Source organism: Pseudoalteromonas sp. SR45-6 (assembly GCF_014163545.1).
In the GTDB taxonomy this organism is placed as follows: domain Bacteria; phylum Pseudomonadota; class Gammaproteobacteria; order Enterobacterales; family Alteromonadaceae; genus Pseudoalteromonas; species Pseudoalteromonas rhizosphaerae.
Map to the genome: position 1 here is coordinate 1 of NZ_JACJDM010000032.1, position 24,166 is coordinate 24,166.

At 41.4% G+C, this 24,166-nt stretch carries 23 protein-coding genes; 9 read left to right on the forward strand and 14 right to left on the reverse strand.

Translation table 11 applies throughout. From position 1 onward, the window contains the following. On the reverse strand, positions 1-167 hold a 167-nt coding region (tnpA, locus tag H5158_RS23760; protein ID WP_409076822.1), incomplete at its 3' end, for an IS66 family insertion sequence element accessory protein TnpA. 377 nt (positions 168-544) lie between these two features. Here tnpA and H5158_RS13940 point away from each other — a divergent pair. Then, on the forward strand, positions 545-1,816 hold the full coding sequence (locus tag H5158_RS13940) for an O-acetylhomoserine aminocarboxypropyltransferase/cysteine synthase family protein (RefSeq protein ID WP_182740259.1): 1,272 nt from the start codon (positions 545-547) through the stop codon (positions 1,814-1,816). Positions 1,817-1,967: 151 nt separating this feature from the next. Beyond that, positions 1,968-2,627 (forward strand): NADPH-dependent FMN reductase, encoded by a 660-nt coding sequence (locus tag H5158_RS13945; RefSeq protein ID WP_149980197.1) that lies wholly within the window; start codon positions 1,968-1,970, stop codon positions 2,625-2,627. A 7-nt stretch (positions 2,628-2,634) separates the two neighbouring features. Here H5158_RS13945 and H5158_RS13950 read toward each other — a convergent pair whose 3' ends face one another. The 11 genes from H5158_RS13950 to hisG form a co-directional block, all read right to left on the reverse strand. Beyond that, positions 2,635-2,823 (reverse strand): DUF1289 domain-containing protein, encoded by a 189-nt coding sequence (locus tag H5158_RS13950; protein WP_149980198.1) that lies wholly within the window; start codon positions 2,821-2,823, stop codon positions 2,635-2,637. Between the two features lie 53 nt (positions 2,824-2,876). After that, the gene (locus tag H5158_RS13955) at positions 2,877-3,389 is read right to left on the reverse strand and encodes a hypothetical protein (RefSeq protein ID WP_182740260.1); all 513 of its coding nucleotides are present in this window, start codon (positions 3,387-3,389) and stop codon (positions 2,877-2,879) included. A gap of 183 nt (positions 3,390-3,572) precedes the next feature. Then, the gene (locus H5158_RS13960; RefSeq protein WP_182740261.1) at positions 3,573-4,310 is read right to left on the reverse strand and encodes a hypothetical protein; all 738 of its coding nucleotides are present in this window, start codon (positions 4,308-4,310) and stop codon (positions 3,573-3,575) included. 519 nt (positions 4,311-4,829) lie between these two features. Further along, complete coding sequence (hisIE, locus tag H5158_RS13965; RefSeq protein ID WP_145235744.1) at positions 4,830-5,444, reverse strand: bifunctional phosphoribosyl-AMP cyclohydrolase/phosphoribosyl-ATP diphosphatase HisIE; 615 nt, start codon at positions 5,442-5,444, stop codon at positions 4,830-4,832. Further along, positions 5,435-6,214, reverse strand: coding sequence for an imidazole glycerol phosphate synthase subunit HisF (gene hisF / locus H5158_RS13970; protein ID WP_182740262.1), 780 nt, complete (start codon positions 6,212-6,214; stop codon positions 5,435-5,437). The genes hisIE and hisF overlap by 10 nt, the downstream gene beginning before the upstream one ends. Beyond that, a complete protein-coding gene (locus H5158_RS13975) occupies positions 6,196-6,930 on the reverse strand; it encodes a 1-(5-phosphoribosyl)-5-[(5-phosphoribosylamino)methylideneamino] imidazole-4-carboxamide isomerase (protein WP_149980202.1) in 735 nt (244 codons plus the stop codon). The genes hisF and H5158_RS13975 overlap by 19 nt, the downstream gene beginning before the upstream one ends. 38 nt (positions 6,931-6,968) lie before the next feature. Next, on the reverse strand, positions 6,969-7,559 hold the full coding sequence (gene hisH / locus H5158_RS13980) for an imidazole glycerol phosphate synthase subunit HisH (RefSeq protein WP_149980203.1): 591 nt from the start codon (positions 7,557-7,559) through the stop codon (positions 6,969-6,971). Next, positions 7,556-8,617, reverse strand: a complete 1,062-nt coding sequence (hisB, locus tag H5158_RS13985; protein WP_182740263.1) for a bifunctional histidinol-phosphatase/imidazoleglycerol-phosphate dehydratase HisB — start codon at positions 8,615-8,617, stop codon at positions 7,556-7,558. The genes hisH and hisB overlap by 4 nt, the downstream gene beginning before the upstream one ends. Then, positions 8,614-9,699, reverse strand: coding sequence for a histidinol-phosphate transaminase (gene hisC, locus H5158_RS13990; protein WP_182740264.1), 1,086 nt, complete (start codon positions 9,697-9,699; stop codon positions 8,614-8,616). The genes hisB and hisC overlap by 4 nt, the downstream gene beginning before the upstream one ends. Then, a complete protein-coding gene (hisD, locus tag H5158_RS13995) occupies positions 9,689-10,990 on the reverse strand; it encodes a histidinol dehydrogenase (protein WP_149980206.1) in 1,302 nt (433 codons plus the stop codon). The genes hisC and hisD overlap by 11 nt, the downstream gene beginning before the upstream one ends. Positions 10,991-10,994: 4 nt before the next feature. After that, entirely contained in the window at positions 10,995-11,894 is a 900-nt protein-coding gene (hisG, locus tag H5158_RS14000; protein WP_145235723.1) for an ATP phosphoribosyltransferase, read from the reverse strand. A 361-nt stretch (positions 11,895-12,255) separates the two neighbouring features. Here hisG and H5158_RS14005 point away from each other — a divergent pair, with 361 nt between their 5' ends. Beyond that, positions 12,256-12,489 (forward strand): hypothetical protein, encoded by a 234-nt coding sequence (locus H5158_RS14005; protein ID WP_182718775.1) that lies wholly within the window; start codon positions 12,256-12,258, stop codon positions 12,487-12,489. Between the two features lie 87 nt (positions 12,490-12,576). On the opposite strand, the gene H5158_RS14010 is transcribed toward H5158_RS14005, so the two are convergent. After that, positions 12,577-13,857 carry a sodium:proton antiporter gene (locus tag H5158_RS14010; protein WP_182718776.1) on the reverse strand — a complete coding sequence of 427 codons (1,281 nt, stop codon included), beginning with the start codon at positions 13,855-13,857 and terminating at the stop codon, positions 12,577-12,579. Between the two features lie 585 nt (positions 13,858-14,442). Between H5158_RS14010 and H5158_RS14015 the strand changes: the two genes are divergently transcribed. The 5 genes from H5158_RS14015 (at position 14,443) to H5158_RS14035 (ending at position 21,732) form a co-directional block, all read left to right on the forward strand. Continuing rightward, positions 14,443-16,629 carry a M4 family metallopeptidase gene (locus H5158_RS14015; protein WP_149980208.1) on the forward strand — a complete coding sequence of 729 codons (2,187 nt, stop codon included), beginning with the start codon at positions 14,443-14,445 and terminating at the stop codon, positions 16,627-16,629. Positions 16,630-16,719: 90 nt separating this feature from the next. Then, positions 16,720-18,585, forward strand: coding sequence for a M28 family metallopeptidase (locus H5158_RS14020; protein ID WP_182740265.1), 1,866 nt, complete (start codon positions 16,720-16,722; stop codon positions 18,583-18,585). A 191-nt stretch (positions 18,586-18,776) separates the two neighbouring features. Further along, positions 18,777-20,603, forward strand: coding sequence for an ATP-dependent DNA helicase (locus H5158_RS14025; protein ID WP_220491309.1), 1,827 nt, complete (start codon positions 18,777-18,779; stop codon positions 20,601-20,603). A gap of 13 nt (positions 20,604-20,616) precedes the next feature. Beyond that, positions 20,617-21,327, forward strand: a complete 711-nt coding sequence (gene tsaB, locus H5158_RS14030) for a tRNA (adenosine(37)-N6)-threonylcarbamoyltransferase complex dimerization subunit type 1 TsaB (protein ID WP_182718779.1) — start codon at positions 20,617-20,619, stop codon at positions 21,325-21,327. Between the two features lie 75 nt (positions 21,328-21,402). Further along, on the forward strand, positions 21,403-21,732 hold the full coding sequence (locus H5158_RS14035) for a hypothetical protein (protein WP_149980212.1): 330 nt from the start codon (positions 21,403-21,405) through the stop codon (positions 21,730-21,732). A gap of 168 nt (positions 21,733-21,900) precedes the next feature. Here the strand turns inward: H5158_RS14035 and H5158_RS14040 are convergent, their stop codons facing one another. After that, positions 21,901-23,190 carry an alkaline phosphatase gene (locus H5158_RS14040; RefSeq protein ID WP_182718780.1) on the reverse strand — a complete coding sequence of 430 codons (1,290 nt, stop codon included), beginning with the start codon at positions 23,188-23,190 and terminating at the stop codon, positions 21,901-21,903. A gap of 100 nt (positions 23,191-23,290) precedes the next feature. Between H5158_RS14040 and H5158_RS14045 the strand changes: the two genes are divergently transcribed. Beyond that, positions 23,291-24,142 carry an alpha/beta fold hydrolase gene (locus H5158_RS14045; protein WP_182740279.1) on the forward strand — a complete coding sequence of 284 codons (852 nt, stop codon included), beginning with the start codon at positions 23,291-23,293 and terminating at the stop codon, positions 24,140-24,142. The last annotated feature ends 24 nt before the right edge of the window (positions 24,143-24,166 follow it).

The following is a 24,166-nucleotide window of genomic DNA, read 5'->3' on the forward strand; positions in this document are numbered from 1 at the left end:
TTTGCGCGAACAAAACTACCAGATGCAGCAGTAAGCTTACTTCGTGCCGCATAAAAGCTTGTTTTTGATAAGGCATGTTGCTGGCAAAACTCAGTAATAGTTAAATCGCTGGCTTGTTGTTCTTCAATAATACTGCGCCATTGTTCAAGGCTACGCATTTTTCTCATGGCTATCTCCTAATTGAAATTAAGAAATAGTTTAATCGGTTTGACGAGTTACTGGCAGGTGCACTTTGCTAGACGCTTACAATACAACAGATTATTGTTCTTTTTATTTTTTATAGCTGAAAAGTCCAGAGGACGATCTGGAGTTAAGATACGTTCAATCAGTCAATGCACGCTTCACAGCCTAAACCATAATAAACAGCTATGTCCACTTTCTTAAGAAAAGCAGGTGTTCGTTTAAGGTGGAACAAACTAACATAATTCTCTCTTAGCAGAATTTAACTTAAATCTAATTACTTCAACATCCTTTAATATATTTCATGTGCACTTTATAACCAATAAATGCTAGCTTAGTGGCAAATTAATTGAAGGAAATAATTATGAAACTTGAGTCTTTAGCGCTGCATCACGGTTATGAATCTGAACCTACAACTAAATCGGCGGCGGTGCCGATTTACAATACATCATCGTATACGTTTGATAATACTCAGCATGGTGCTGATTTATTTGATTTAAAAGTACCCGGGAATATTTATACCCGTATTATGAACCCGACTAATGCGGTGCTTGAACAGCGTATTGCGGCCATGGAAGGGGGCATTGGTGCGCTTGCTGTGGCCTCTGGTATGGCGGCCATCACTTACGCAATTCAATGTTTATGTGAAGTGGGCACTAATATTGTCAGTACCAGCCAAGTGTATGGTGGTACTTATAACTTATTTGCCCATAGTCTACCTCGCCAAGGTATTGAAGCGCGAATGATTAAAGCGGATGACTTTGCCGGTTTTGAAAACGCGATTGATGAGAATACCCGTGTGGTTTTTTGTGAGTCGATTGGTAACCCTGCAGGGAATATTGTTGATATCGCTCGATTAGCTAAAATAGCCCATAGCAAAGGCGTGCCGCTGATTGTAGATAACACGGTAGCAACGCCGTATTTATGCCGGCCATTTGAGTTGGGTGCCGATATTGTGGTGCATTCGCTTACTAAATATATTAACGGTCATGGTACTGCTATAGGCGGCATGATTGTTGATTCGGGTAAGTTTGACTGGAAAGCCAATGCCACTCGTTTTGCGATGATGAATGAGCCTGATCCGTCGTATCATAATGTGGTTTATACCGATGCTTTTGCTGAAGCGGCGTTTATTGGTCGCTGCCGCGTTGTTCCACTTAGAAATACCGGTGCGGCACTTGCGCCTAAAAACGCCTCTGACATTTTAATTGGTCTTGAAACTTTAGGGCTAAGAATGCAGCGCCACTGTGAAAACGCGCAACAGCTTGCTGAATACCTAGATAATCACCCTAAGGTGCTTTGGGTTAATTACGCGGGGTTAGCGTCAAGTCCCTATAACGCAATGAGTAAAACAACCACTAGTGGCAAAGCGTCTGGTATTTTAAGCTTTGGGATAGCGGGTGGCCTTGAAGCTGGCACTCGCTTTATTGATGCGCTGAATATGATTTTACGTTTAGTAAATATCGGTGATGCAAAGTCATTGGCTTGCCACCCAGCATCAACCACGCATCGACAATTAAATGATGAAGAATTGGCGAACGCAGGGGTTAGCCGCGATTTAATTCGTTTATCAGTGGGTATTGAAAACATCGACGATATCATTGCTGATGTAAGCCAAGCGCTCGATAAAGCTTAGTAATGTTAGCTACAGGGGTAAAGCGTGATCCACATTAATGTTTAAACATGCATTTTATGTTTTGCTTGTAAGGTAGGTTTTATTTATGACCTACCGCACAAATTTACGTTTATATTCGTATATTGATTTAAATAAAATGGAGTGCCTGTACATGAAACTATTAATTTTTTTAGGTTCAGTTCGAAAAAGTTCGCCACCTAAGCCGGCACGTCTCGGTGAAAGAGTTGCCAAGGCATGCCAACGCTGTTTGCTTGAGCAATACAGTGACCACGATATTGAACTGATAGATCCGCTAGACTACGATCTGGACCCTATATTTAAACCGCACTTTGCTTATTCACAAGCCGAGGTGCCTAAAAAACTCGATGACCTAGCGGAAAAAATTAAAGCCAGCGATGGTTTTATTATGGTCAGCCCTGAGTACAATCATTCAATGAGTCCAGCATTGGCTAATCTATTAAACCATTTTGGTAGCTCTTTATTTGCTTACAAACCCAGCGTTATTGTTACGTATTCTGCGGGGCAGTGGGGGGGCGTTCGTGCCGCTGTTGGGATGCGCAGTTTTTTAAGTGAACTTGGGTGTTTGCCGGTGTCGGCTATGATCCATGTGCCAAAAGCGCAAGATGTATTTATTGAAAGTGGTGAAACAAACAAAGAGGCAGAGCAAGCATCATGGCGCGAATATTTTTCGCGGTCGTTTAATCAGTTACTGTGGTGGGCTGAGGCAGCAAGTAAGCAACGTGAGCAGCTTGACCCTAAGCAATTAATTAAAGACTTTAAACGCGACCCGTCGCAACGCAATGCACCTTAATAATAAGCTATGGGGTATTAGCATCCTCTCTTGGAGTATCTAAAATAGCTTGTTTCTCTTGGTCTGATAAAATGATCCAGTCAAATATTTCGTCGCTAGTTCGGCCGCAGCCGCTGCAATAGCCTTTGAGACGGTGGCATTTCCCAATGCAGTCGGTTTTTAATAGCGATGAACTTTTTTGGGGTGTTGAATTCATAAATCCTTAGCCAAGTAGGTCAACATTTGCTGACCTGTTTTATGGTTTTAATGCTATTTATTTGCTACCGATTTACCTACTTCAAATGAGGTAGACCAAGGCGTTGAGCGAGATAATGTTTTTCCGGTATGAATTGAAATAGCTGGGTTTTTTTCATCAAGTACAAAGGTAGTGCGTAATGAATCAGCAGATTCTTTTTGTTGTTCGTGCCAGTTATTTTGCGCTAAACAAGCTCGGGTGAAATCAACAGCCTTTTGATGAATGGCCACCGCTTGCGTTTTTTCTTGGTAATTATCTTGGCAACGATAAGTCACTGTATCGGCATCCAAAGCACTGATTTGGCATGCTTCACCAACGAGATTGTATTTAGCTGTCCAGGTTTCTGCGTACTTTGTATTTACACGGGTGCGCTTTAACACTTCAAAACGTGAGTCGTAGGCGGCTAATAAACCATTGATTTTTTCACAAGGCGTGAGGTTATCAATACTTGCTTTTTGCTCTGTTGTTAAGCTGCTACAACCCGATAAAATAAGGCCTGTTAATAATACCGATAAATACTTTTTCATAGTGGACTATCCTTTTGTGATAGCTAATCCTTCGTAGTTGCTTAAAGGATACCTAAGGGCTTGAAAAAATGCCATTAAAGACGTGAAAATAAAATTATTGCATGACTTATATCAAACGTTTTAGCGCAATTTTTAAATTTTTTTGCCCCAAAACTAAGTATTTCTTTAAGCAAACGCAGCCACTTATAGATTTTGAATAGGCACATTTTTTATTGTAACGCTACCTGAACCATCAGCAAGTAAAGTAAAATCGCCTGCTTTGTTAACATAAATACCACCAGATCCATCGGTTACTGTTACTTTGCCGACAATGTTTTGCACATCGATATTACCCGATCCATCATGAATGATTACATCACCTTGAGTGTTTGCCAGTTCAATACTGCCAGAGCCGTCATGGATGTTTACACTGTCAGTAATATTGCTCGCAGTGATTGCGCCTGAGCCATCTTCAATGGTTAATTGACCCGAAATATTATTGATTATAATTGCGCCAGAACCATCATGAATGCTAGTTTCAGCTGCATTTTCAATCGAGATCTCGCCTGATCCATCGGTAATATCAAGCAAGAATGTTGCTGGTAGCGACACCGTTAGATCTATGCGCGTATGATCTTCACTGTGGTTATCACAATTATTCGCAGTTAATTTTGCTGAGTTGCCACTTTTATCTAAAGTAAGGCAGTAGTTGTCATGCGCTTCATATTGATAAATTTCAGCCTTTACCGTCACAGTGTCGGTATTACTGCCTACGATATGTAAAAAGCCCGAACCTGCTTCAACGTTTAATGCTGATAGTGATTGAGCATCAAGGGTAAGCTTTTTTGTGTCTTGTAGTGTCATCTCGTTATTCCAAGCCAAAGCTTGAGCAGATAGCAGTACAGTGCCAATCAGAGTCAATCGTGTGAATGCGTTAATCATTATTATTCCCTTTCATTTTTGTGGTGTTTTTAGTTTAGTCGTATAGAGCGACTAAAAAGGTTTAAAGGGGATTTGATAATTTTTATTTTAATGCGAAAGTTTGATGCGCTTTGCTTAACTACGGTACATGAATTTACGCCCGAGAAAGTACGAAGTTTAGGCAACAAAATAATCTTTCCCAACCTGTATTCGCTTGCTATTTTAATGTTAGTGATAACGAGTGAGGAAATGGAACAAGGTGAAAGTAAACCAAGAGACGCAGCGTTAAAAATGCTCTCACTGCCAGAAAATAAAGCTCTTGCAGCAATAGCGTGATTTAGACTTTAAAAGCTGACTTGGATGCAGTCTAGCCTTTCATATTCCGCAGTTGCATTTTCTGTTTTAACTATTTTATTTTAAAAGACTTTTTGCTTGGTATTCAGCGCGGCGCCTCTTAGCCTTTTTGTAAACAACTTACTTAAAGGTCTTTAAACAAAGCGCTGAGCAAACTCAGCGCTTAATAAACAAGAGCAGATAAACTTACTTATGTCTTCCTTGCAAACACGCTACTACGTCTTGTAGCTCTAGGCCTTGGCGCTGTAGCAATACGATTAAGTGATATAACAAATCAGCTGATTCGTTGGTTAGCTCTTCGTTATCATGTTTCATTGCAGCTAAAGCGACCTCAACGCCTTCTTCACCCACTTTTTGACAACTGCGGCTTAAATCTTTAGCAAACAAAGAGGCGGTGTAGCTTTTTTCAGGGTCGTCGTTTTTACGCGATACAATTACTTGCTCAAGCTGCGCTAAGAAGCTTAGGCTTGGTTTTGCAGCATCACCAAAACAACTTTGTGTGCCTAAGTGACAAGTTGGCCCAAGCGGGTTAGCCAGCACTAAAATAGAGTCATAGTCGCAATCAGTATGGACAGACACTACTTCTAAGTAATTCTCAGAGGTTTCGCCTTTGGTCCATAAACGGTTTTTTGAACGCGAGTAAAACGTCACTTTTTGCTTTTCAAAGGTGACTTCCAGCGATTCTTGATTCATAAAGCCTTGCATTAAAATAACCCCAGTACGGGCATCTTGCACGATGGCAGGGATCAATTCGCTTTTAGCAAAATCAACTTGGGTAAGGTTTTGTTTGGTTAGTTGCATAGTCGCGCCGCCACTTGGTTATCTATTAAATATTGTTTTAATTCGCCGATGTTGATCACATTTTTGTGAAATACGCTGGCTGCCAGTGCGCCATCAACGTGGCTTTGTTTAAATACATCGACAAAATCTTGCATGGTGCCAGCACCACCTGAGGCGATAAGAGGAATATCACACAAAGCACGCATTTTAGACAGCTGCTGGTTATCGTAGCCATTGCGTACGCCATCTTGGTTCATGCAGTTGAGTACGATTTCGCCTGCGCCTAAGTCTTGCACGCGTTTTACCCATTCTTGCGTTTTATAACGGGTGCGGCTTGACGCATTAGGATCGCCAGTAAGCTGATACACTAAATATTCGCCAGTTACTTCATCGTAAAAGCTATCAATGCCGACAACGACACATTGTTTACCAAACTCATCATGTAGTTCTTTGATAAGCTCAGGGCGGGCAATAGCAGGGCTGTTTATACTGATTTTATCAGCGCCGCGTTCTAATACGCGTGCTGCATCAGCCACTGATTTAATACCACCTGCAACACAAAATGGAATATCAATATGACGTGCTATGCTCTCTACCCAGTTTACATCGAGAAGGCGTTTTTCAACACTGGCGCTAATTTCATAAAATACCAGTTCGTCAGCACCAGCTTCGCTATACGCTTTAGCCATTGTTAATATGTCGCCAACCACTTCGTGGCCTTTAAATTTAACGCCTTTGACTACTTGGCCGTCTTTAACGTCTAAACACGGGATTATGCGTTTTGATAACATGCCAACGCCTCCTCTACATTAAATGCGCCATCAAGCAGTGACTTACCTAAAATAACACCGCCTACACCAAGCTCTTTGAGCTTTTTAATGTCATCAAGCGAGCTTACACCCCCAGATGCTTGTACTTTAATATTGCTGTTGTGTTTTATTAAGTCTTCATATAATGCAAACGAAGGACCAGTCATGGTGCCGTCTTTACTGATGTCCGTGCATAGAAAATCAATTACACCCAGTGCTACATAAAAATCGACTAATTCAAATAAGCCGAATTCTGATTCACTTAACCAACCGTGGGTGGCAGGTGCCCAGCCATTGTCGGTTTTATTAACGTCGAGGGCGATAACAAAGTGCTTGGCACCGAATTTTTCAATCCAGCTTTTTACTTCATCACGTTTTTCAACCGCCATAGAGCCAATTACTACTTGGTTAGCACCGGCTTTAAGCCAGTCGCTTACGTCTTGTTCAGTACGAATACCGCCACCAACTTGATACGGTACGTTAAGTACTTTGGTGGCTGCTTGAATGTGTTGCCATTGTTTTTTATTAGGATCGCGTGCGCCTTCTAAATCAACAAGGTGTAATTTACCTGCGCCGCTTTGTGCATACTCTTGTAAGCGCGCACCAAGCTCAAACGGGTAAAACTGTGCGGTATCGTATTTACCTTGATATAAGCGCACAATTTGATTTTGTAATACATCTAATGCTGGAATAATCACTTGAATTCTCTTTATTAATTTGTGTTGATACGCTTTATTTATAGCTGCCAGTCTAAAAAGTTCTGCAATAACTGAGTGCCGACTTTAGCGCTACGTTCAGGGTGAAATTGCATACCCGCGTAGTTATCGTTGGCAACAATCGCTGAGAAGGTTTGCCCGTATTCGCCACTAACCAATGTTGCATCATTCACGGTATGAGCAAAACTATGCACAAAATATACTTGCTTGTTTGCATCAAGGCCTTTGGTTAAAGCATGTTCACGATTAACGGTGAGGTTATTCCAACCCATGTGCGGAGACGTTAAACTACCCACATCAAGTGCTTTAACGTGCCCAGGTATTTTGCCAAGGCATTGCACATTACCTTCTTCAGTGCTTTCGCACAGTAACTGCATGCCTAAACAAATCCCCATCAGAGGGCGTTGGTATTCATTGATTGCCTGTTGCCAACCGCCTTCTACCAAGCGCTTCATAGCAACAGATGCATGGCCAACACCTGGTAAAATGGCGCGTTCAAAGTTTTTAAGTTGCTCTGGCGAGGTGATCACTTCTGGCGTTTGCCCTAAGCGCTCAAAAGCAAAGCGTACAGAGTTTATGTTGGCACAACCGGTGTTAATTATGGCAATCATAAACACCCCTTAGAGCTTGCTGTTTGTTGGCTGGCGTCAGCGGCAATGGCCATACGTAAAGCGCGAGAAAACGCTTTAAACAAACCTTCAACTTGGTGATGACAGTTACCGTCGCTAACCGACAATATTAAGCTGATCGCTGCATTGTCGCTTAAGCTTTTGAAAAAGTGCTCAACCATTTGTACGTCTAAATCACCGGCTTTTTCACGGCTAAAGTTAGCGTTTAATACAAACGAAGCACGACCTGACAAGTCAATTTGTGCCTCTGCTTTGCATTCATCCATCGGTAGGGCAAAACCATAGCGAGCAATTTGTGATTTAGTACCAAGGGCTTGTTTAAGCGCTAAACCAAGGGCAATGCCGATATCTTCAACAAGGTGGTGCTCGTCAATGTGCAAGTCGCCGCTGGCTTGAATATCAAGGCCAATATTGGCATGGGTGCGAATTTGATCAAGCATGTGATCAAAAAAGCCAAGGCCGGTGCTGATCTCGCCATTTTTACTTTGATCTAAATTGAGTTTTACATCAATTTGCGTTTCTTTAGTGTTGCGAGTCACGCGGCCTTGTCGATCAGCGGTGGTAAGTTTAGTGACAATTGCATTCCAATCACCGTCATACAAAATACCTTCACAACACAAGTTTTGTGCAAGGCCAATATCTGTTTGGCGATCGCCAATCACAAATGAGCGTGCTAAATCGACTTTACCTGAGCGCATTAACTCGGTAAGCAACCCTGTTTTTGGCTTACGACAATCACAATTTTGCTCATTAAAGTGTGGGCAAATTAATACGTCGTCAAATTTAATGCCTTGGCTTGATAAAATAGCCATCATCTTATCTTGGGCAATATCAAAATCAGCCGTTGGAAAGCTGTCAGTGCCTAAGCCATCTTGGTTTGACACCATCACTAAACGATAGCCTGCGCTTTGTAATTGCAAAAGAGCAGGGATCACGTTTGGTAAAAACGCTAACTTTTCAAGACTGTCTACTTGCTTGTCGGTGATTGGCTCTTCAATAATAGTGCCATCACGGTCGATAAATAAATACGGGTTGCTCATGATACTTCCTGCTCTTTAAAAGTGGCTGATTGGCTTAGGCCATCTAACCATATTTTTACTTGTTCTAGTTCTTGCTCACTGCCGATTGAAATACGTAGCCAATCGTTTTCGCCGTATAAAGTAAAAGCACGCATAACTAAGCCTTGCTCAAGTGCGATATTAAAGCTGTTTTTATCGGCGAGCTTTAGGGTGACAAAATTTCCTTCGCCACTGAGCACTTGTAATACGGCAGGGGAGGCTTCGAGCCACTGCTTTAGCTTTGCCCTTAGTGCATTTAAAATACTTACTTGGCGACGCATTGAAGTAATGGCATCTGGGCTGAGTGCATTTGCAGCAATGCTTGCCACTACCGTTGATACTGGATACGGTGCAATCACTTTACGGATTGGCGCTAGTACTGACGATTGGGCAAGAGTAAAGCCTGTACGCAGGCCTGCTAACGCAAATGCTTTAGAGAGCGTTCTAAGTACTACTATGTTGGCAAATTCGTTGATGAGTTTGCTTGCACTTTGCTCTGGGCAAAATTCAATATAAGCTTCATCCACAACGACCAGTGCTTTATCGGCAAGTGCTGTTGCAATAGCCTTTATTTTTTCAAGCGGTGTTAAGCTGCCTGTTGGGTTATTTGGATTACAAATAAACACTAATTTGCTATTACCAACAGCGTTGATTATTTGATCAACAGTAGCATCGAGTAATAATGCTTGGCTTAAGCCATTTATTGCTACGTTGTGAGTGTCGGCGGTGACTTTGTACATGCCGTACGTAGGTAAAAATAAAGCAACCGAATCTTGCTCTGGTTGGCAATAGGTGCGTACCAGTAGCTCAATACCCTCATCCGCACCACGGGTCATAAGTACTTGTTCAGCAGTGAGTCCTGCGTAATCAGCATAGCGGTTAATAACATTCATAGGCTGCGGATCAGGGTAGCGATTTAAATCATTAATGGTGATATCGATACTTTTAACATACGGGCTTTCATTTGCATTAAGCCACGTTGTGCCGGTTAGTTTCTCACTTTTTGCCGAGCTATATGCTGCTAATGCATCAATATTGGCCGGTAATAAAGGATTATTGCTCATTGTTCATCGCCTCTAAACGCACCTTAACGGCATTTGCGTGGGCATCAAGTCCTTCTGCATCAGCCAATGGTAAAATTGCTTTTGATAAGTTTTTTAAACCATTTTGAGTAATGGTTTGTACGGTATAAGTGCGAAAAAAATCAAGTAAGTTTAAGCTTGAATAAGTGGCACTGTAGCCATAGGTTGGTAATACGTGATTAGTACCAGAGGCATAATCACCAGCAGATTCTGGCGTGTAGTCACCCACAAATACAGATCCTGCATTTTTAACTTTGTTTAAATACGGGTTGGCATCAGCCAGTTGCAGTATTAAGTGTTCAGGGCCGTATTGTGCTGATACAGCAAATGCTTGCTCGATTGAATCAACCAAAATAAGCGATGAATTAGCCAATGCTTTTGCGGCAATATCTTGACGCGATAGTTTAGCTAATTGGCGTTCAATGGCTTGCTCGGTGCGGGCAATCATACGTTCACTGTTACACAGTAAAATTACTTGCGAATCAGCGCCGTGCTCAGCTTGAGATAATAAATCAGCGGCAATAAATTCAGGGTTTGCGCGCTCATCGGCAATCACTAACACCTCAGATGGGCCCGCAGGCATATCGATCGCCATGCCTGGTATGGTCTGAGCTACTAGTTGTTTAGCCATAGTCACAAAGCTGTTACCCGGGCCAAAAATTTTATTCACCTTGGGCACTGAGTCTGTACCATAAGCCATTGCGGCGATTGCACCTGCGCCGCCACTTTCTACGATTGTTTTGATACCGCATAGTTTAGCCGCATATAAAATTGCTGGGTTTATCGGTAAATCACCTTGCACCGGTGTTGCTAACACTACGGTTGTCGCACCACTTAGCTGCGCCAGTACACCTTGCATGATCACTGATGAAGGCAATGGCGCACTGCCACCTGGCACATATATTCCAACGGCTTCAATGGCTTGGTATTTTAGTTCACATAACACACCGGGCTGAGTCGACAATTTAATATCTTTGGGTAGCTGTGCTTGGTGAAAACGTTTTACATTAGCGTAGGCTGTGTCTATCGCGTATTTAAGCTCAGCGCTTAACTGCTGCTCAGCGGCATTGATCTCACTTTGCGGCACTAATAAGCGCGGATTTTCGCGGTTATCATATTGCTTAGCCATGTCGAGTAAGGCTGTGTCGCCTTGCTCTTTTACGTTTGCCATAATTGCTTGGCAAATAGCTTCTACTTCCACACTTGCACTAACAGCAGGGCGCATTAGCGCCGCTGCTTGTGCATCTTTGGAAACCTCATTCCAGCGCAACATTGACTTACTCCATCATTTTTTCAATTGGCATAACGAGGATAGAGTTGGCGCCTAGCGCTTTTAATTGCTCCATTGTTTCCCAAAATAATGTTTCACTGCTCACCATGTGCAGGGCTACGTACTCATCAGAGCCAGCAAGAGCTAATACCGTTGGTTGGCCAGAGCCTGGTAAAATATCGCAAATTTCATCCAGTTTATCTTTTGGCGCGTGCAGCATGATGTATTTGCTTTCTTTGGCTTGTCTCACGCCGCGTAAGCGTGGCATAAGTTTGTTGATAAGCGCTAGTTTGTCAGCATCTTGTAAGTCTTTATTTTGGATAAGGCAGGCGTTTGATTCTAAAATAGTATCGCCTTGCATAAGGCCGTTGGCTTCAAGTGTGGCACCGGTAGATACTAAATCACAAATTGCATCGGCAAGTCCTGCACGTGGTGCGACTTCTACAGAGCCAGTCAGCATTACTGTGCTGGCGTTTATGCCTTCACGCTTTAAGTATTGAGTTAAGATTTCAGGGTAGGTGGTAGCAATGCGTTTGCCTTCAAACCAGCTTTTATCTTGCTTGCCAAGTTCTGACGGCCATGCAAGTGCAAGGCGACAGTAGCCAAAATCAAGTTTAGACAGTTTAGTTACTTCACTTGGTACGCCTTGGCGCTGGCGCTCAGCTTGTACTTCAACGAGTACGTTTTCGCCTACTATGCCTAAATCACACACGCCGTCCATTACCAGACCTGGGATATCGTCATCGCGCACCCGTAGTACGTCAATCGGCATATTGGTCGAGTGGGCAATCAAACGTTGCTCACGCAAGTTAAGTTTAACACCTAGCTGTTTTAGTAAGTCTTGGCAATCTTTAGAAAGGCGGCCACCTTTTTGGATGGCGATACGTAGACGGTTGCTATTACTCATTATTCATTTTTCCTTTAATTTAAAAACTAAAAACCCCGAGGGAACCTCAGGGCGAAAAATGAATCATTGTATGTTGACTCGCCAGAGGTTCCTTTTAGGAATAACCTCTCAGCGAAAGACCTGACAGGTTATTCCGGTGAATGGTGGTGATGATGTACTGTTGTCAGGTTTAAGCGCATTATAATATATCCTAAATAACTTTCGTTTTATCATTGCTTCATGTAAACAAAAGTGTTTAATCTGTTTAAGTAAATTTCACATATAGAAAAACACATTTGTGGGGAAGCTGGCAAGTTTTTTTTGCATAAATTAAAGAATAAGCTATAACGGCCGATGATAAGAGTAACCAAAGGAGGAACGTATGGATATTATGATCCCTTATTTAGGGCAGATCACTCGTTTGCAACTTGAGTCGAAAGGCGCTTTTCATATTGCGGGGCTAAAAGATTCGAACGCGCAGCGAATTGAACGTGAAAAGCGGCAAAAACGTCAGTTGGAGCGCAAAGAACTACTGTCTAAAGAAAAGCTTGAAACAGCTAAGAAAGAGCGCAATACAGACGAGGAAGACGAAACCCATTTAGACACATGGGCGTAATATTTCTAGGATCTTATGCATAGAAAATGCATAACTAATTCTAGCACCGTAAGCATTAGCTTGCGGCGCCAGAAGTAAGTTTAAATGTTAGTTTTGTTGTTTGGCACTAATGCTACTGTGAATTAACGGCGAAATAGTGAGCCCTTGCACAATAATCGAAAATATCACCACAACGTAGGTAACAATAACAAGCAGGTTGTGTAAATCAGAGCCGCCCACAAATACCTGATCACGAGGAATTGCCGCAGCCATTGCTAAAGCAAGGCCACCGCGTAGGCCGCCCCAGGTTAAAATTTTAACTGAGTGTTTGTCGTATTTTCTAAATTTCTTAAATACCACAAATGGTGCGCCAACACTGATAAAGCGAGCAAGTAATACTGCAGGCACCATTAGTAGTCCTAAACCAATTTCAGCTAGGCTGATGGGCATAGTGACAATTAGCATCCCGATAATCAAAAATAACAATGCATTCAAAAAGCTGTCGGTGGCGTGCCAAAAGTCTTTTACGTAGCGAGTGTCTTCAGGCCCGGTGCGCTCTGTCGCTTTAGTACGGGTTATATTACCTAACAATATACCGCTAGTTACCATCGCCAGTGCGCCAGATATTTCCCATATATTGGCAGCGGCGAATCCTGCTGTCGGTATAGTTAAGGTTAGTAACAAGCGAATATTTACATCACGACTGTTGATGATCAGATAATGACCCACTAACGCAATCACTAAACCAAATGCAATCCCTCCCAGTGCGTCGACAAAGAATAGCTCTGCAATGCCTGCTGCACTGGCTTCAGTGTCGAGAAAAGCCACGGCAAAAATAGTGGTAAAAATAACTAAACCAATACCGTCATTAAATAATGATTCACCTTCAACTTGCACAGAAATTCCTTCAGGGGCACGCATTTGTTTAATAATTGCAAGCACTGCAATTGGATCGGTTGGACTTATTAATGCACCAAACAATAAACAATAGATAAAAGGCACCGCAAAGCCTAACGCGGCAAATAAGTAAAAGCTTAAAAAGCCAATGATAAAGGTTGAAGCTAAGGTCGAAAATAACACCAGTACGGTAATTTCAAAACGTTGTTTTTTGAGTGCCGCAAGGTTAATTTCCAGTGCGCCTGCAAACAGTAAAAAGCCGAGCATGCCTTTGAGTAATAATTGATTAAAATCGATACTTGAGACTATTTGTGTAATCTCCAGTGCGGTTGAATCGCCCAATAATTTTACCGCGAGTATTAATAACAATGAAATCACTACTGAGCCAGTTGTTATGGCAATAGTGGTTTGCATTTTGAGGATATACTGGTTAGCAAATGCGATAAAAATCGCTAATGCAGATAAAAAACAAATGAGGTACCAAGCATTCATTGTTTGACCTTAAATAATATATTGGAATGAGCAAAAAGGAATGTACTTTCGCGCAGGTATGTTACTCCTGAGACTTTCAAATGTCACCGCGATAATACTGTTAATTACACTTTTAATAGGCGTTTATGCTACTGACGCAATGACAGCGAAATTAATTGATGGTTTTGTTTGAAGTTTTATGGGTATGAACAGCTTCTAAACGTCAACAGCTTCTTTTTCTAGTCGTCAACATTTGCAGTTTGCTATCTATATCGGTAGTCCTATTGCCAATTAATTATAGAGCCGAGTAGCAATGACATTTAATGTATTACCAATAATAAAAACAAATGATATGTAACCACATGTTAATTTAATGTAATTATTTATTTACAGTTTTCCGGGGTTTTGTTAGTGATTAATTAACAATGTTGGTTTAAGTTGTTGTTTTAAAATGTTTCTGTTTTGGTTTTTTGTTATTTAATGTTAATTTTTTGTTTCATTTTCAATTTCACTGAAAGCAGTATAGGCTGAACTTGAATCGGGAACGGGTAGTGCCGGTTTAATACAAAAATATTAAATAAATAACAACTTAAATGGAGCGTAAACGTGAATTTATCTAAAATCACATTAGCAACACTTGCTGCTCTTGCGGTAACGCAAGCATCAAGTGCAGTAGCTGCAAATAAACAATATCTAAATGAACAAGCAGCCCTAACTACAGCTTTGCAAAATAGTGCGTCATCGGTACTTATGGCAAGCCCAATGCAGTTAGTTGGTTTAGATGCTGGCAATGAGTTAGTCGTATTAAAAGAAGTAAAAAGTAACAATGGTGATACGACACGCCGTTATCAACAACAGTATCAAGGATTACCAGTCATTGGTGATACTGTGAGTTTAACGTTTGATAATAACGGCCAATTAAAACGCGCTCATGGTGCTGCTGTATATGATATTAGTAGTGATATAAGCTCAGTGATGCCAAAACTCAGTAAAAAAATGGCTATTACACAGGGGTTAAAAAACTCCCCCGCAGCGGCTAAATCAGTAAGTCTTAAAAAACACAATGAACAATCGCGTTTAGCGATTTGGCTTGATGCGCAACATGTCGCACATTTAGTGTATGAAGTATCGTATGTTACTTATGGTGCTAATCCTTCTCGACCTTATCAGATCATTGATGCGAATTCTGGTGAGGTTTTGCATAGCTTTGATAACCTTCAACATGCCAATGCGACAGGCCCTGGTGGAAATTTAAAAACAGGAAAGTACATTTACGGGACTGATTTTAGTAGTTTAGATGTGTCGCAGTCAGGCAACACTTGCACCATGAATAACGCAAATGTTAAAACCATTAATTTAAATGGTGGCACCAGTGGCTCTTCAGCGTATTCCTTTACTTGCCCCGAAAACACCTTTAAGGAAATAAATGGCGCTTATTCGCCATTAAATGACGCGCACTACTTTGGTAATGTCATTTTTAATATGTATAACGACTGGATTGGTTCTCCTCCGCTGTCTTTTCAATTGCAAATGCGTGTTCATTACGGCAGTAATTATGAAAATGCTTTTTGGGACGGATCAGCAATGACTTTTGGTGATGGTCAAAATACCTTTTATCCATTAGTTAGTTTAGATGTTTCTGCTCATGAAGTTAGCCATGGTTTTACTGAACAAAATTCAGGGCTTGTATACAGTGGGAAATCGGGCGGCTTGAATGAAGCGTTTTCTGATATGGCTGGTGAAGCTGCCGAGTTTTATATGCTAGGCACTAATGATTGGTTAGTTGGCCAAGAAATTTTCAAAGGCAATGGTGCATTGCGTTACATGAATAACCCGACCCAAGATGGTAGTTCAATTGATAACCAATCGAGTTATTATTCTGGGATGGATGTACATTACAGCTCAGGTGTATTTAATAAAGCATTCTATAACTTAGCAACTAAAGCTGGTTGGGATACTAGAAAAGCTTTTGAGGTTATGGCGCGTGCAAACCAATTATATTGGACCGCTAGTACTAATTGGGACTTGGCTGGTAATGGTGTAATGGATGCGGCATGTGATTTAGATTACAGCCCAGATGATGTACAAAGCGCACTTGCGGCAGTGGGTGTAACGTCAAATTTAAGCCCTGGTAGTAGTTGTGGAGGAGTAGAGCCACCAATTGACGAGCCACTTAGCAATGGCGTGCCACGCACTGGGATCAGTGGTACAGAAAAACAGCAACTGTTCTTTACCTTAGAAGTACCAGCTAATGCCACTAATTTGCAGTTTAACACGGTAGGTGGCAGTGGTGATGCGGACTTGTATGTAAAATTTGCGCAAAGACCAACACTGAATAGTTTTGATTGTAACAGCACGACTTCAACCAGCACTGAAAGCTGTGCTATCAGCAATGTTCAAGCAGGTACTTACTATGTAATGGTTGAAGCCTGGAACCAAATATCGGGCGTTTCACTCACGGGGAGTTTTGATGGCGGTGATACGGGTACTACACCAATAAACCGTACTGAAACTAATGTAAGTGTTAGCTCAGGTGGTTGGACTCGTTTTAGTCAAGAACTAAGCGCAGGTTATTCAACATTGAATGTTGCTATAGCGGGTGGTTCTGGTGATGCAGACTTGTATGTTAATTTTGGCTCGCCATCATCAACATCGTCTTATCAATGTCGACCATATAAAAATGGTAACAACGAAAGTTGCGAAATTACTGCTCCACAAGCGGGCACTTGGTATATTGATTTACAAGGCTACAGTGCGGCAAGTGGCGTAACGTTAACAATAACGGCTAACTAATCCCTCACCTAAGGGAGCATTCGCTCCCTTTTTTACCCTTATATTTTCAGAGTCTGAATTTGGGTAAACACAGAAAAAAAGGAAACTGTTATGAATATCTTTGCACCAAGCGTCCTGCTTGGCACTGTGTCATTATTGGTAAGTCAGCTGGTAATAGCACAAGAGCCTGACAGTATTTGGGTAAGTATTGACCCTGTAGCAGCTAAACATTACAAATTAAACCAAACAGCTCATAAACACAGTACCGAGCTCCTCGCTCCACAAGCATCCAGCTTATCTTCTATTAATTTTATGCGTATTAAACAGACTGAAGTGGCTAATTTAAGTGAATTTATGCACGACAATTACCATCGCTGCGGTGGCTTTGTAGCACATGAATCATTGCTTGAGGCGCAGCTTTATACTGAGCAATTAGCTAAAGTACAGAATCAGTCAATCAACAGCTTGGCTATTAACTACACAATAGATAATGCGCAAACGGTACAGACACTGATCAATAACATTAGTCCTAATGATCTAACCAATACCGTTAATTCGTTGAGTGCTTTTAATAATCGCTATTACTCAGTACAAAGTGGAGTTGATGCATCTCAATGGTTAAAAGATTATTGGCAACAGTTAGCGAGCAACCGCGCTGATATTAGTGTTGATTACTTTAGCCATAGTTGGTCGCAATCATCTGTAATTGTGACTATTCAAGGCAGCGAAAAAGCGGATGAAATAGTAATTGTTGGCGGTCATTTAGATTCAATTAATCAATCAAATCCTAGTAATGGCAGAGCGCCCGGGGCGGATGATAATGCCTCCGGTATTGCGGTCTTGTCGGAAGTGCTTCGGGCAATCGTAGATAATAACTATCAACCACAAAGAACAATCCAAATTATGGGTTTTGCAGCTGAAGAAGTAGGGCTGCGAGGTTCAAAAGCGATTGCAACGGCGTATAAATCACAGGGCAAAAATGTGGTAGGTATGGTGCAATTTGATATGACCGGTAATCATGGCAGTAGCGATGATATTGTGATGATGACAGATTATACTAACAGCGGCCAAAATCAGTTTTTGGGACAATTGATCGATACTTATTTACCCACCCTAAGTTATGGTTTTGATCAGTGTGGTTATGGCTGTTCAGATCATGCTTCGTGGTATCAGCAGGGCTTTGCCGCCTCAATGCCATTTGAGTCGCGCATGGCTGATATTAACCCGCTAATCCATACAGCAAACGACAGTAATTTTGATGCTGATCATGCGAGTAAATTTGCCAAGCTTGCGGTGAGCTACTTAGCTGAAATGGCTAAAAATGCCGGCTATGAAGTACCACCCACTGACAATGAACTGGAAAATGGTGTCACAGTGTCTGGAATTAATGCGCTTGCTAAAGAGCAAGTTTTTTATACCTTAGCAGTCCCTGCAGGAAGTAGTAATTTAAACTTTACTACAGCAGGTGGCAGTGGCGATGCTGATCTATACGTTAAGTTTGGCGCACCGCCTACTTTACAAGACTTTGACTGTAACAGTACTAATTCAAACAGTAATGAAGCATGCGCTATTAGTAATATACAATCAGGTACATATCATGTCATGGTTGAAGCATGGAGCGCTATTACCGGTGTTTCCTTAACGGGTAGTTATGATGGTGACAATAATGTACCGACACCGGTTAATCGTACCGAGACGAATGTCAGTGTGGCAACAGGAGGTTGGACTCGCTTTAGTCAAAATATCAGTGCGGGTTACGCGTCGTTAAATATTTCTATTTTAGGTGGTAGCGGGGATGCTGATCTGTATGTGAATTTTGGTTCGCCGTCATCAACGTCAACATATCAATGTCGACCTTATAAAAATGGTAATAATGAAAGCTGTACTATTAGCAATCCCCAAGCTGGTGCTTGGTATATTGATTTACAAGGTTACACTGCGGCAAGTGGTATTACTTTAACGATCAACGCACAATAATAACAATAGCAAAGGAGCATTGCTCCTTTGCTATTTGCTTTGCGTATTCACTTGCCCTTGGGGCTAGGCTTACGTAAAATCCCGCTATTATTTTTAGCAAAGCGATCGTTATTATCAAACAGCTTTTTAGTGCAGCAGGCCCGTTAGCGCAATCTCTAGATGGTTATACGCCTCGCCAACCGCAGATCGATATGGCGGTTGCGGTGAGTGATGCATTGAAAAACCGCTCGCAATTAGTGGTTGAAGCGGGCACTGGTACAGGTAAAACCTACGCTTATTTAGCCCCCGCGCTAAAGTCTAAAGGTAAAACAATAATTTCAACCGGCACGAAAGCGCTGCAAGAACAATTATATCACCGTGATTTACCTCAATTAGTCAAAGCGCTTAGTGCGAGTAAAAAAACCGCGCTGCTAAAAGGGCGCAGTAACTATCTATGTACTTATCGGCTTAATCAGCATGTTGCCCATGTACCGACCGATGATTCTGATGTGATGCATCAATTGGCCATGGTGGCTAAATTTGCCAGTGAAACGCACACCGGTGATCTGGCTGATTGTATTGGTATCGAAGAAGATGCCAAAGTATTACCTTATGTAAGCTCCACTGCGGATAACTGCTTAGGTAAAGAGTGTCCTGATTTTCAAGATTGCTATATTCGCAAAGCCCGCTTAAAAGCGATGGATGCCGATATAGTAGTGGTTAACCATCATTTGTTTTTTGCAGACATGGCGGTAAAAGATACCGGCTTTGCTGAACTCATTCCCACAGCTGATGCCTATATATTTGATGAAGCACACCAATTAAGTGAAATTGCCAGTGATTACTTTGGTGAGAGTATCAGCACTAAAAAGCTGGTGGACTTAATTAATGATTTACGAGCAATTTATCGCTCTGACATTCCGGATATGTTGCAACTTGGTAAAACCTTAAATAAGCTTGAAACCAGTGTTGCAGACTTGCGCTTACAATTTGGCTTAGATGGTAGCCGAGGTGATTGGCGACAAATGCTGGCAAGTAAAGAAATTTGCGCCGCGTTACATAGGGTGATCAGCGATTTAGACTTTTTGTATCAAGTACTCAAACATTGTTTAGACCGTAGCGATAAAATAGAACACCCATTTGAGCGTACCTTAGCTTTTAAAGGGCAATTAGAGCGGGTGTTTGATATAAGCCAAACAGGTAACAGTTATTGGTATGAAACAACACGCCGCTATTTAACCGTACATATAACTCCGCTTAACGTATCAGTTAAATTTGCGCAAATGATGGCAGACACGGGGGCTGGCTTTGTATTCACCTCAGCGACTCTATCTGTCGATAATGCACTTGATCATTTTAACGCAAGCCTAGGCCTTAAGCCTGCCAAAAGTATGATGGTTGATAGTCCGTTTGATTATTATCAGCAAGCCTTATTATGTTTACCGCGTTATTTGCCTGAAACACATGCAGCGAATATGCCTCATGCGATTGTTAAGCTTACCCTCGATTTAATTAAAGCAGCAAAAGGGCGCTGCTTTGTATTGTTTACCAGCTATCGGATGATGCATTTAGTCGCCGAAGGGCTAAGTACGCAGATTGATTATCCTATTTATATGCAAGGGCAAATGTCTAAACGTATTATTTTAGAAAAATTTACCCGCCATGGTAATGCCGTATTATTAGGTACTGCGTCGTTTTGGGAAGGAGTTGATGTCAGAGGTAGCACACTCAGTTGTGTTATTATTGATAAGTTACCCTTTGCAGCACCCGATGATCCACTGCTCCAAGCTAAAATGCAAGATGCGCAATTACAAGGACATGATCCTTTTGCTTATATTCAATTGCCACAAGCGGTGATTGCACTAAAACAAGGCGTTGGACGACTGATCCGCGATAGTAAGGATAAAGGGGTGTTGGTGATTTGCGATAACCGTTTAGTGACACGCCAATACGGCCAAGTCTTTTTAAAAAGCTTGCCGCCGATGCGCCGCACACGTAGCCTTCAAGTGGCCAGTGAATTTTTAGAACACATTAACTAGAGAAATAATTACCATGAATAACGCAATCAGTACTAGTGATATTAATCTATTAGCATTTGACGCTTCTACCGAAGCATTGTCTTTAGTGCTCAATTATAATGGTCAGTTATTTCACCATTTTGAAGTATGCCCGCAACAGCATAGTCAAAAAATCTTACCGTTGGTTGATCAGTTGTTAGCTAAGGCAAATTGCCGTTTAACTGATTTAGATGTTATTGGTTTTGGCCAAGGCCCAGGTAGTTTCACTGGCGTGCGTATAAGTGTCGCCATTGCGCAAGGCTTAGCTTATGCATGTAAACTGCCACTAGTTGGTGTGTCAACGCTGCAAATGATGGCGCAGCAAGCTTATCAACAAACCGGTGAAAAAAGTGTATTTAGTGCTATTGATGCGCGTATGGGAGAAATATATTTTGCCCATTATAGACTCAGTGATAATGGTGTGATGACCTTACAAGGTGACGAACAAGTATTAAAACCCGCATTATTATCTCTTGCAGACGAACCAGGGATTGCAGTGGGCACTGGCTGGCAAACATACCCTGAGGCACTGGCAGATAACCCACAAATAGCTATCAATAACGACATCATATTACCTGATGCCGGTTTTATGTTGGCTACAATTAGCGATGATTTCAGTGCGCAACGTACGGTCAGTGCTGCGCAAGCTCAACCTAAATATGTACGTGATACAGTAACCTGGAAAAAATTACCTGGACGCGAATAAACTGATTAATAAAGCAACTTGCAAGGTTATTAAATTTGGCACATAATTTAATAACCTAAGTAACGAGACGCAACTTTGAATCTACCTATTGGCTCAGGGTTTTACTCGGGAGACATACCCGGTAAAATTACCTCAAGACAGATCAACACTAATAAACCTCAGGGTTTATTGGAGCAATCTGCTGCTGATAATAAACAGTCTGCGGAGTTTGTTAAATCAAGCCAAGCAGGTATTGCGCTGGCTGATAAGTTACAAAGTGATACTGCCCAACCTAGTTACCGACAAACGATTTATGACCAACCGACAGCCAAAGTAAGTCGTGCTATTTCAACCTACACCGAGTTTGCTAATTTAGAACGCCGAGCTGAAGTACAAAACTTAATTGGTGTGGACATTTACGCTTAACAATTAGACAGTAATTTAACTCTGTGTTGATGTGCTTGTATTTGGCAAAAGTTTACCTCCAGCTGTGATTAAAAAAGCCCAGATACATTATGACTGGGCTTTTTATAATTAACCTTTAATGTTGCAGTTAGCCTCTCCCCTCAGGAAAAGCAACATGCCAATTAAACATTACTGCTGTTCAATAAAGCCGATCAGTTTATCGGCAATATCAGTATTGTTTTGTGAGCCGATAAATTTATCAGCACCTTTACCATAGGCAAATACTTGTACATCAATAGCAGTGTGACCGCCGGTAGTCCAACCGGTGAAACTGGCTCTACTGATAATATCTTTAATGGCAAGATTAAGTGGTTTATCACCTAATTTTTTTGCTTGTTCAAGCTTGATCTGGTTTTCGGGAGTGTATTCTATATTCGTGTTAGCAGTCCAAATGGCTTTTAAATCATCAGACTCTGACATTAATTTAGTTAATTTAACGGCTGTGGCTTTCACGCCTTTTACTACCTCGGTTTCCCATTTATATTGACCATGCGCACCTAATGTTAAACCACCTGTTGAGTGATCTGCGGTGATCACCAATAAGGTATCCGGGTTTTTATCAACGTACGCTTTTGCTTGCTCGATTGATTTAGCAAAATCATCCATTTCCGCCATTGCACAGGCAATATCATTGGCATGGCCACACCAATCAATTTGGCTGCCTTCGATCATCACGAAAAAGCCATTTTTGTCATTTTCATCAAGTAACTCAAGCGCTTTATTGGTCATTTTTGCTAAGCGTGTTGGGTTATTATCTAACGCAAAGTCAAGCCCAACTGGAGCAAATAATCCCAGCGCAGGAATTTGCTTAATATCTTTTAACGCACTAAAGTCATCACTGTATTGATAGCCCGCTTGCTTAAATTCTGCAACTAAATTACGGTCTTCACGGATGTAATATTTAGTACCGCCACCGAGCATTAAATCAACGGGAAGTTTTCCGGCAATTTTATTATCAATGTAATCATTGGCAATTTCATCGTAGTTACGACGAGATTCATTATGTGCAGCGAAGCTTGCAGGCGTGGCATGATTGATTTGTGAGGTTGCAACTAATGCGGTGATCATGCCTTTTTGTTTGGCAATTTCGAGCATGGTTTTTACCGGTTTTTTATCGGTATCAACTGCAATTGCACCATTATAGCTTTTATGGCCGGAGCTCAAAGCTGTTGCGCCAGCAGCACTGTCAGTTACATAGGTATGGTCGTCAGGGTAAGTATGTGCCATACCTTTAAGAATTGTATCAAACACCGTACCTTCAATTTCTTTGGTCGACGGATCATCTTTAAAGTAGCGATATGCTGTAGTATAAGCGGGGCCCATGCCATCACCAATCATATAAATTATGTTTTTTGGTGCTTGCTCTGCGTATGCACTTGCTGAGCATAATAATGCCAAGAGGCTTATTTGTTTCTTCATCTTTGTACCCTGTTTATTATGTAGTGCCATTGTATACGCAATGTAGTATAAATAAATGTCTTTTACGTTAAACAAACTAAAAACAAAGGGGAATTACGCAGTGCATCCATTTTCAGTTCAAAGTGGCGCATTAACACTTCATGGCCTAACATTTGGGCAAGGAAAAGAGGTTGTCATTGCATTACATGGTTGGCTTGATAATTGTCATAGTTTTTTACCCATGTTAGAACATAACACCTTAACTGCAACTTGGTATTGTGTGGACTTTCCAGGACATGGTTTATCAGATTGGCGTGGAAGCGATGCACACTATTATTTCACTGATTACATTGATGATATTTATAATTTGATCGAAAAACTGGGAGTTAATAAAGTACATTTAGTTGGTCATTCTATGGGCGCAATGGCCGCAGGGCTTTTTGCTAGCTGCTTTCCTGATAAAGTAAATACAGTTACTATGATTGAAGGACTGGGAGTTGTCACAACACCCAGTGAAAAAGTGGTTGAGCAGCTTAGAAATGCAATTTTGAATCGACGTCGTGTAAATAAAAAAGCACCCCGACAGTACGAGTCAAAACAAATAATACACCAAGCACGGGCGACACAAAGTGACTTACCTTTGGATTTAATAGCACTTTTGATGGACAGAAATATACGAGAAACTGAACATGGATGGCTGCTAAGAACTGATCCAAAGCTTAAAAATCATTCAGGTTTTAGATTTGATGAGCAACAATGCATAGCGGTAATAAGCGAAATAAATGTGCCGTGCCAATTAATTCTAGGCAGTAAAGGATATCAATTTATTAGTGATAATTTAAATAAATATGCTAATTATTACAAAAGCTTAACAGTAAATGAAGTTGAAGGTGGCCACCACTGCCATATGCAAAGCCCTGAGCAATGTTTACAGCAGGTTCATGCATTTATGCTGCAAACTGGTGCATGTTAATTGTATATTTGCACAAAATGTGGG

What these genes read in the sequence shown, in the direction of transcription:
- H5158_RS13940 (WP_182740259.1), top strand. Translation starts at nt 545, where the DNA reads ATGAAACTTGAGTCTTTAGCGCTGCATCACGGTTATGAATCTGAACCT.
- H5158_RS13945 (WP_149980197.1), top strand. Translation starts at nt 1,968, where the DNA reads ATGAAACTATTAATTTTTTTAGGTTCAGTTCGAAAAAGTTCGCCACCT.
- H5158_RS13950 (WP_149980198.1), bottom strand. Translation starts at nt 2,823, where the DNA reads ATGAATTCAACACCCCAAAAAAGTTCATCGCTATTAAAAACCGACTGC.
- H5158_RS13955 (WP_182740260.1), bottom strand. Translation starts at nt 3,389, where the DNA reads ATGAAAAAGTATTTATCGGTATTATTAACAGGCCTTATTTTATCGGGT.
- H5158_RS13960 (WP_182740261.1), bottom strand. Translation starts at nt 4,310, where the DNA reads ATGATTAACGCATTCACACGATTGACTCTGATTGGCACTGTACTGCTA.
- hisIE (WP_145235744.1), bottom strand. Translation starts at nt 5,444, where the DNA reads ATGCAACTAACCAAACAAAACCTTACCCAAGTTGATTTTGCTAAAAGC.
- hisF (WP_182740262.1), bottom strand. Translation starts at nt 6,214, where the DNA reads ATGTTATCAAAACGCATAATCCCGTGTTTAGACGTTAAAGACGGCCAA.
- hisH (WP_149980203.1), bottom strand. Translation starts at nt 7,559, where the DNA reads ATGATTGCCATAATTAACACCGGTTGTGCCAACATAAACTCTGTACGC.
- hisB (WP_182740263.1), bottom strand. Translation starts at nt 8,617, where the DNA reads ATGAGCAACCCGTATTTATTTATCGACCGTGATGGCACTATTATTGAA.
- hisC (WP_182740264.1), bottom strand. Translation starts at nt 9,699, where the DNA reads ATGAGCAATAATCCTTTATTACCGGCCAATATTGATGCATTAGCAGCA.
- hisD (WP_149980206.1), bottom strand. Translation starts at nt 10,990, where the DNA reads ATGTTGCGCTGGAATGAGGTTTCCAAAGATGCACAAGCAGCGGCGCTA.
- hisG (WP_145235723.1), bottom strand. Translation starts at nt 11,894, where the DNA reads ATGAGTAATAGCAACCGTCTACGTATCGCCATCCAAAAAGGTGGCCGC.
- H5158_RS14005 (WP_182718775.1), top strand. Translation starts at nt 12,256, where the DNA reads ATGGATATTATGATCCCTTATTTAGGGCAGATCACTCGTTTGCAACTT.
- H5158_RS14010 (WP_182718776.1), bottom strand. Translation starts at nt 13,857, where the DNA reads ATGAATGCTTGGTACCTCATTTGTTTTTTATCTGCATTAGCGATTTTT.
- H5158_RS14020 (WP_182740265.1), top strand. Translation starts at nt 16,720, where the DNA reads ATGAATATCTTTGCACCAAGCGTCCTGCTTGGCACTGTGTCATTATTG.
- H5158_RS14025 (WP_220491309.1), top strand. Translation starts at nt 18,777, where the DNA reads ATGGCGGTTGCGGTGAGTGATGCATTGAAAAACCGCTCGCAATTAGTG.
- tsaB (WP_182718779.1), top strand. Translation starts at nt 20,617, where the DNA reads ATGAATAACGCAATCAGTACTAGTGATATTAATCTATTAGCATTTGAC.
- H5158_RS14040 (WP_182718780.1), bottom strand. Translation starts at nt 23,190, where the DNA reads ATGAAGAAACAAATAAGCCTCTTGGCATTATTATGCTCAGCAAGTGCA.